The 8,121-nt window shown below is 57.1% G+C and carries 9 protein-coding genes and 1 pseudogene; 1 reads left to right on the top strand and 9 read right to left on the bottom strand.

The window, feature by feature from the left end; translation table 11 throughout:
* The first annotated feature begins 188 nt into the window (after window positions 1–188).
* Window positions 189–383: a type II toxin-antitoxin system VapB family antitoxin gene (locus QZY48_RS06535; RefSeq protein WP_295429235.1), complete on the top strand. Its 195-nt coding sequence runs from the start codon at window positions 189–191 to the stop codon at window positions 381–383.
* Window positions 384–386: 3 nt separating this feature from the next.
* Here the strand turns inward: QZY48_RS06535 and QZY48_RS06530 are convergent, their stop codons facing one another.
* From QZY48_RS06530 to QZY48_RS06490, 9 genes and pseudogenes are all read right to left on the bottom strand, one after another.
* Window positions 387–734 (bottom strand): type II toxin-antitoxin system HicB family antitoxin, encoded by a 348-nt coding sequence (locus QZY48_RS06530; RefSeq protein ID WP_295429233.1) that lies wholly within the window; start codon window positions 732–734, stop codon window positions 387–389.
* On the bottom strand, window positions 731–985 hold the full coding sequence (locus QZY48_RS06525; RefSeq protein WP_295429231.1) for a type II toxin-antitoxin system HicA family toxin: 255 nt from the start codon (window positions 983–985) through the stop codon (window positions 731–733). The genes QZY48_RS06530 and QZY48_RS06525 overlap by 4 nt, the downstream gene beginning before the upstream one ends.
* Before the next feature lie 33 nt (window positions 986–1,018).
* Window positions 1,019–1,342: a hypothetical protein gene (locus QZY48_RS06520; protein WP_295429228.1), complete on the bottom strand. Its 324-nt coding sequence runs from the start codon at window positions 1,340–1,342 to the stop codon at window positions 1,019–1,021.
* Between the two features lie 112 nt (window positions 1,343–1,454).
* A pseudogene (locus tag QZY48_RS06515) lies at window positions 1,455–1,580 on the bottom strand (Zeta toxin family protein); the annotation flags it as partial.
* Window positions 1,581–1,582: 2 nt separating this feature from the next.
* Window positions 1,583–1,963, bottom strand: coding sequence for a retropepsin-like aspartic protease (locus QZY48_RS06510; protein WP_295429225.1), 381 nt, complete (start codon window positions 1,961–1,963; stop codon window positions 1,583–1,585).
* The gene (locus tag QZY48_RS06505) at window positions 1,963–2,220 is read right to left on the bottom strand and encodes a hypothetical protein (protein WP_295429222.1); all 258 of its coding nucleotides are present in this window, start codon (window positions 2,218–2,220) and stop codon (window positions 1,963–1,965) included. Before QZY48_RS06505 ends, QZY48_RS06510 begins: the two co-directional genes overlap by 1 nt.
* A 34-nt stretch (window positions 2,221–2,254) precedes the next feature.
* Window positions 2,255–2,404: a hypothetical protein gene (locus tag QZY48_RS06500; RefSeq protein ID WP_295429219.1), complete on the bottom strand. Its 150-nt coding sequence runs from the start codon at window positions 2,402–2,404 to the stop codon at window positions 2,255–2,257.
* Between the two features lie 8 nt (window positions 2,405–2,412).
* Window positions 2,413–5,595: a hypothetical protein gene (locus QZY48_RS06495; protein ID WP_295429217.1), complete on the bottom strand. Its 3,183-nt coding sequence runs from the start codon at window positions 5,593–5,595 to the stop codon at window positions 2,413–2,415.
* On the bottom strand, window positions 5,589–8,121 hold a 2,533-nt coding region (locus QZY48_RS06490), incomplete at its 5' end, for a helicase-related protein (protein WP_295429214.1). The genes QZY48_RS06495 and QZY48_RS06490, both read right to left, overlap by 7 nt.

Genomic DNA, 8,121 nt, shown 5'->3' with positions numbered 1-8,121 from the left:
TGTCGTAATCGAATAATCCGACCACGATTACGACAACGACAACGGCGCCGCGTCGGCGATCATTGTCCTCAGGCGCTTGGGACCGCAGACCTTGAAGATCGGCGGGTAAGACGACGCGAGCGAGGATTCCGCCGCCTCAAGCCAAAGAAGCATAATCGCCGACACCGAGTCTTCCGGAGACCCACGGCATGCGAACCAACATCGTGATCGATGACCGGCTCATGGAGCGTGCACAGGCCCTCTCGGGGCTCCAAACCAAGCGCGAAGCGATCGAGGAGGGGTTGCGGCTCCTGGTTCGACTGAAGGAGCAGGAACGCATCCGCACGGCGCGCGGCACGTTGCCCTGGGACGGCGACCTGGATGCCATGCGGCGCGACGCTTGAGAATTATCTCGGGCTGACCGCCGAAACAGAGCACACGCCCGCCGCCAGCCTTTCGACGATCCAGGCATCCAGGTTCTTATGCTCCCGCCTGGCCGCTTGAATCATCGCCGCCTGCAATTCCGGGGCTATGTCCAAGACCAAGTGGCCCGTGTTTGGATGATCCGGGGCCTTTCCTTGCTCGGCGCAAAACTCAAGATAGACATCAACGGAAACCCGAAATTCCCGCATGATGTCCTCCGCGGTGGTCCCTTGGAAGGTAATCACGTCGCGGGTGTTGATGACCTCACCGTGAAATAACCCGGCCTCGTCGTCGAACTCGACCCGCCCAACATAGCCCTTGTATTCCATCATGGTTGTATACCTGCCTCAGTTAGGAATCTGCGCACGGACTTGACCGCGCCCTTGTCTGTCTCCTTTTGCGGATGCGGACGATGCAAAACCGCCACACGCCCATTCAACAGGACATTGACGCGGGAACCCGCTCCTTCCTTCACGATGGCCCCCAGGGCAATGAGCAGGGACTCGACATCCCGCCAAGGGATAGCCGGGCTAACCGGAGTGGCGAAAATGTCCTGCAAGGTTCTTCTGTGCCTGCTGTTCATCGTGGTGTTTACGTGATGGGTTCTTGTACGCGATCAGCCGACATTGATGACCGCAGCAAAGCGACAGCGAATCGTTGACTCTGAGGCGGCGTGCCCGCCCCAAGCTACCCTCTCCGCAACGCGAGTCATAGCCGACTCTGGGTCCGGTAAGGACAGGAAAATCAGTTTGACCCCAAAGCCCTGTACTCGCCATTTCGGGATGGTCCGAGCGTAGCCAAGACCGGCCAGCGTCGTCTCGAAGGCGAAGCTCTCGCCCTGTCGCACATGGTCGGAAATTGCCTCCAGCATCAGCCGCCCCGCCTTGATCGCAGCGAGATCGGGCGCGAAGGGCGACAGCCCGGCGGCGGCCTTGATCATAAATCCGCCCACCCCGTTCAGCCCCGAGGCATCAGACCCCTTGCAGAACATAGCCTTGCGCGTGAACACCCACATCGATCGGGCGGTCTTGGGCGGATTTATGATCAAGGCCCCCGGCGGCGATCAGGTCGGCGTTGACGAAGATCGGGCAGCCGGCCTCGTTGGGCAGGAACTCGCGGGCGAAGGTGGTCTTGCCCGCGCCGTTGGGGCCGGCAATGATGACGATGCGTTTGTTCATGGTCACGGTGTCGCGATTTCCAACTTGGCGAGGTCAATAACCGCGCCAACCGCGGTTAAAAAGGTCATCCCCACAATACCGGAAATCTCGAACCCGTAATCCATCGCCCCGATTTCTATCTCGAAGTCGCTGACCGCGAGGTCGTCTAGCGCGAGGCGATCGACCTTCTTCGTGAACACAAATTCCGCTCCGCCGACACCGCGAATGCGTTGCACAAGATCAAACGGCTCGTAGTGAAGCCCGATAGCCGACAATCTGTCTGCGTCGAACATGCATCCGGCCGAGCCCGTATCCAGCAAGACATTCTCGATCTTGACCTGCTGTCCGCGATACTCGATCTCTGCGCTGATATAGGGCAAGCCATGACGCAGCTCGATATTCATCACGCGCTCCGAATGCCAAGCCACTGCCGCTCCCGGATGTCCAGCGTATCCCGGCTGGTGTGGAAGACGTAAAGCTCCCGTTGCGGGACTTCGCGATGAATTCTGGCGTAGGCGCTCAGGGCCGTCGCGGAATCGGGGAAGGAGTCAAGCACCGCCAGTTGGTCGAGAATACGTTGGTCGTTTTTGGAATGGGCCTTGACTGCCTCCAGCAGAAGCCACTGTTGCGGATAATGGGCGCGGATTTCTTGCCATTGCATGGATGCGCTCCGGAATTGAGTTAGAGAATCGCAGTCAGAGAGTATCAGCACAAAGTGGTTGTCGACGCTTCCTGGCATTAGCGAACATCGGGCGGTTGGCCTCGTTCGGCAGGAACTCGCGCGCGAAGGTGGTCTTGCCCGCGCCGTTGGGGCCGGCGATGATGACGATGCGCTTTGCTTTCATCCGAATTGCTACTGGAAAAGCAGAGTCTTCAAGTCGAACCAGTGTTTGCCAACGAAATATAGATTCAAGTCTCGGCTAGCTAGGCGGACAGGAATTTCTACAAATGGCGCTTGATCATGACCCGCCGATTCTCTGATCTGGCGAAGCATTTCGCCATCTTCTGTTTCTCGGGCATGTTGGTACATGGCTGCGCAGGTCGGGCACAGGGCGAGTCGCTTCCGATGGAGGTCGGGCTTCTGACTTGGGACACACTGGATGGCCTCAAAATAATGCTCGCCATTCGGATAACGGAACGGCATTTCCTGCCGACAACACTGGCAGAAGAATTCGTCGTTTGCCGTCTTGTAAAGCGCTCTAAGATATTTCTTCGCGTCCTCAGTGACCGCCGCGTAGTCGGGGTCGATCATCCGCTCGACCAATACCTTTCTTCTGGGTTCCAAAGACTCATATTCATCCAAAAGCCCTTTGCGGCGTCTTTCCGGATCAGTGACCGTCGCATCAGGCAAATCTTGAATATCATGCTGGACAAGAATTGTGCGTATCCGTTCGACTGTCAAGCCGGCATCACGTATCATTCGCACAATTTCTGAGAGTTCTTCCGCGGAACTTAGGCCGTTGCTCTTAGCAACGTCCTCCAGAGCTTGATATCTCAGCGTTTTCTTTTCTTCGTTTAGTCCGAAACCGATGGCCTTTAGCCAGGCGGAACCCGAGTCATACGAGAAGCCTTCCGGCAATTCCGACGGATTTGCATCGGATGGTTTGACAAATTGCCCATTCTTCTGCATTACCCATTCAGCGTTTCTTAGTTGGTGGACAACTTGAGATGGTGCTGTATTATGCGTGGAATGGTTGTTGTGTTGATAACACGCTTCAAGATGTTGGAGTTGGACGTGTTCTGTCATCGTCTTCCAAATGAGTAACGACGAAGATCGACTTGGCTTTGAAAGAAGCTTAACCAGAGCAGGCATGGAAAAATCCGAATCTTCTCTACCGTAGTCGTTGTGGCTGGATTTCTTGACTTCGCCGCTGTGTAGCTTGGTATAATCTGGATTTGCCCGCGTAGTGCATTTGTTTACTTCCAAACGCCAGTAAACCCCGATAGTTTTTGCAAAATCAAGTATTGCTTCGGGATCTATACCATGCTCCAGGTACGCCGTTGACAGGGGCAAGCGTTCTTTCGGCAAACGGGCAGACGAGTCGACTTCATTCTCGAATAGTGCTTGCAGGAATGTCTCGGCATAAGGTGCAGCGATGTAAATGCCACTGGATCTTTGAAATATCGGATCATCAATATCGGATTTAGCTAGCAGAAACGCGAACGATGCGAAAACTTCCGTTTCTTTCTGGTATTTCTTAGCGAACGCAATGAACCACTTGATATCATCGAAATGTTGCTCATCGGCGCCACAGGGATTACGGTATCTTTCAAGCCTTTCGCGAACGATGATCTTCTCATCGTATGGTTTGACTCCGATCTGTTCTAGGAACTCCTTACTACGTCCACTGCAGTATTGGGGAAGTACAAAATAAACGTGACTGGGACACGAATGATCTTGGCTGCCCTGAAAGAACGATCCGGTAACTTGAGACATCTTCGTTTCGGCTAAGTTTCGCGAACGTACTATGTCCAGGTGCCTCACGCTTAGATGGTTTAGGAATTTTTCTTGCCGGCGATCATAGTAACGATCTTCGCGCAATGAGCGTTCAAGCAGTTCATAGAGAGCTTTAAGGTTTTCATCGGATATATGAGACAACCATTGATTGATTATCGCTTTTCGCGAGCGTTCGGACAGCGCCCGATTTAGGCTCTCCCAACTCCATTCGGTGATATCTAGGCTCTTAAGGAATTGGTCTTCACGGTGGTCGCTGGCTGGATTGGGTGCCAAACACATCTCTCTTCCAGACAGGATTGTAATGTCTCGATCAGTCAATGTTCTTGCGATAGGGGCCGGACTACGAGAGAGCTTTGACCCCGGCACGTGGCCTCCAGACCTAGCGGGAACCAAGGCGCTGTTCCGGAATGCATCCACAAGTGCCACGCAAATCGGTTCGTAAAAATCAGAAAGAGAGTCCGTTGGATTTGGTAGGACGGCAAGGAAAGCAACGTCAAGATATCCAAGGTCGCGAATCGTCGCTATGGAAGCAGCGATAAGTTGCGCAAGATGGTCACGGAGTTCATCATTGCCTGGAAAAGAGCGCACGCTGTCTCGTGCAACAGTGGAGGCAAACGGCGCGTGCAAATGAAACCTAAGTTTTGACGTTTCTTTTGCCGCGGGGAAATAGATGGAAACCTCTCCCGGGTCGACAGGAACAATAGTCCATCGCGGCTCTCCGGGCTTGCTGCTTCCGTGACTCAGTTTATAGGCAACTGCAACGTGACGCGGAATAATTTTGCCATCGTCATCTTTAATCGTTATCGGTGATCGAAATCGAAGCCAATGGGATGCCGCCAGTAGTTCATCCATCCGGATGGATTGAATCTCGATATGAGTCCAATGGGCAGAATGGGCTGTGTCGGTTTGGCATATGCTATCCGAATGTTCAGGATTAGCTGCGATGAGACCGCCTTCATGCTCGATACGCTCTAAGTAACCGAGCGATCCGTCGGGCAACAAATATTCAATTTTCCGGATTTCGGAAAGGAACAGTAGGGTGTTGTCGCCGAGGGCGCGAAGTCCGCGCTCGACCTCTTCAGTCGCTTTATCGGCTGACTTTTCGGGATGATTGAATGGCAGTATGAACCGTGTTTCTCGGGCACGGTTCGCCGTCTTCTCAACGCCGTCGGTCTCCGGAACTACAAGATCATGGATGCGAAAATGGAAATCGCCAGAATGTATTTCCGGAGTGCTTGTATAAGCAAAGACCGACTTGAACCCAACGCCAAATTTTCCGATTGCGGTTGGGTCGTCGCGCTTGGTGGAGTTCCCGAAGCTCGTGATCGACATTACGTCTTTTTCAGAAAACAAGTCTCGACCATCATGTTCGAATTCAAGGGCATCGGCGGTGAGTGTGAACCGACAGAGTTTGGCGCGAGCATCTTCTGCATTCTGAAATAGCTCGTAAATGAAATGTGCTTCGTCAGGGTACAATTCCGACAGAAGGCGCCGAAATGCTGCTTCCTCACCTCGTAAGCGCAACACCTTAATGAGTTGTACGGCGGTTTCTTTCCATTCCGAAAGGTTCATCAGCATCCCTCCAACTCTAAGAGCCCAACGACCACGGGCTCCGCCAAGATTTCGCCAAAGTCGGCTGCCCGGCTTAGCGCTGTTCTACGGCGTTCGTAGTCCCTCGTGGCCGCAGCAATCTGGGCTTCGCGCATACGACGTATTCGCGCGTCGGTGGCGGTATTGAACTGATCGTTCAGGAGTAAGACGCGAGCCGCATGAGTTGCATCCAGAGAAGCTATCTGGGCACGCGCCAAGTTAATGACCTGCTCAATTTGCTGTGCACGGGAATTGCTCCACAGTCGGTAGTGAGCCTCTTCCAGTGCGGATTCCTCGTCGATGGCGATTGCGTTGGGTCCGGGCTCACTGGAGATCGCGGCCTCGAGAAATTCAAGTATGTGTTCGTTTAGGCGCGGATCAAGGCAGATGGGTTGAAAGGTGAAGTCATCCTTGAGCCCGATCCGGCGCCATCGGTAGATGGCAAATGGATATCGGCCCGGTGGTACCACGTTGGTTTGGGCCGTCAGGTTACAGGTCAGGACGGCAGCGGGCTCTTCCGCCTCCGCGGCCTGGCGCGCAAGCGGGTGCATGGGGGTGATAAAAGCGATCAATCGCTGCTCGTCCGCGGTCGCCTGGTCGAAGGTGATGGCAAGGCGGGGATCGTTACCCTTGAGCCATCGCTCCCATGCCTGGGCGACGGTGCCGGTGAGTTTGAGTGTCTTGAAGTCGGCAAGGAGCTTGTCGCGAACCTCCTGTCCGAGTTGCAGGGTGGTGACGGGCTTTGAACCGAAGGACTTGGGCAGGCCGACGGCCCCGCGGGATTCCAGGTAGCGGGCGATCAGGTTGGCGAGCATGGGCGGACGAAGCCAGAAGCTCGCGGCCTGCCGGACCATTTCTTCGTCCCGCTTGGGCAGTGCCAGGCCGAAGAGCTTGGCCTGTTGCTCTTCGAGCCGAGTCTGCTCCTGGATGACGCGGATCTCGTTGTCCGCAATCTGTTGCAGGCGGGCGGCCTGCTCGGCGGGGGTCAGGGTTAGGTTCTCGGCGATCTCGCGGATCTCGCGGGTGAGTCGGCCGAGGATCTCTTCGCTGCCGCCGAGTGCCTGGCGGAAGACGCCGATGCGCAGCAGGCAGCGCTCGTAGATCTCGGCATCGACGGTGCCGGGGGTGATGAAGTTGTATATCGCGACGGTCTCGCTCTTCTGACCGTAGCGGTCGATACGGCCGATGCGCTGCTCGACGCGCATGGGGTTCCAGGGCAGGTCGTAGTTCACCAGGCCGTCGCAGAATTGGTAGTCCAGTCCCTCGCAGCCGACCTCGGAGGACAGGAGCAAGTCGAGGGCCGTGGGGTCCTCTTTGGGGAGACTGAAGCGGTTGCGCAGGTCGCGGCGGTCTTCTTCCGGGATGTCGCCGTGGATCAGACCGGTACGGACGGGCTGGTCGGCGAGCTTGGCGATCAGATAGGCCAGGGTGTGCCGGAAGCTACTGAAGACCAGGAGCTTGTTGTTGGGTAGCGCCTGCTTGTCGTGGATCACCTTGAGGAAGGCGGCGAGCTTGGGGTCCGGGCCGTTCAGGGCGCGGGCGCGCTGGACGATGGATTGAACCTCGGCGCGAAACTGGTCGAAGGTATCGCTGAGTGCGTCGGGGCTGTCCTCGTCGCCGATCTCGGACAGTTCCAGTTGGGACAGGTGGCGGTCGAGTATGGCTTCCAAGTAGGGCGCGAGGCCGAAGACGCAGCTTGCGAGTTGGCGGTGTACGGTCGTCAGCATGAACCGGAGATTCCGGTCGCCGTGGCGGCGGGCGAGCATGGCGCCGATGAGTTGGATCAGGTCGGTATGCAGCGCCTGCTGTTCCGGGGTGTAGTCGACCGCGACGGTCTCCGGCTTGCGGGTGGTGAAGTTGCCGATGTCGCGGCGGCGGGTGCGATTGATGAGCGGCGAGAAGGTGTAGAGCCCTTCGAGCAGGCCGACCAGGGTCAGGCGTTCATCCGGGGTGGGGTCTGCGGTGTCGAGCAGGTCATGGGCGGTCTGGGTGCGCGGGTCGGCGGTGAGTACATTGCGGCCCCAGGGGGTGGCGATGGCGGCTTGCATTGCGACGCGGGCGTGGCCGCGCCAGTCTGGGCCGGCGCCGCGGACGGACTCGATGGCGGCATTGATGTACGGGTTGGGCTCGGCCATTTGCTCGTACTCGCGGCGGCTGGGCAGCAGGTCCGGGCGCAGGAGGTGGAGCAAGGTGTAGAGATCGGGGTCGCCGAGTTGGATGGGGGTGGCGGAGAGCAGGACAACGGCCTCGGCGTTGTCGCAGAACCAGCGGGCTGCTCGGTAGGCCCAGGTCTCGGTGTTGCGGATGTGGTGGGCCACGTCGACGATGACCAGATCGAACGTGGGCGGCGGGTCCAGGCCAAGCAGGCCGCGCCTGGGCCGCCGCCGCTCGGTGTCGCCCATGAGCAGGGCCTCGTCCAGCAGCGAATAGGGCAGGATGGCGCGGGCGTATTTCTGCGGCCAGACGCCGTCCAGGTGGGTCTCTTCGATGCAGTAGCGCAGGGTCGGGCCGTCC

Source organism: uncultured Thiodictyon sp. (assembly GCF_903828115.1).
Classification (GTDB): Bacteria; Pseudomonadota; Gammaproteobacteria; order Chromatiales; family Chromatiaceae; genus Thiodictyon.
Note: the sequence above shows the minus strand (reverse complement) of the source record. Positions and strands in the feature narration are given on the sequence as shown.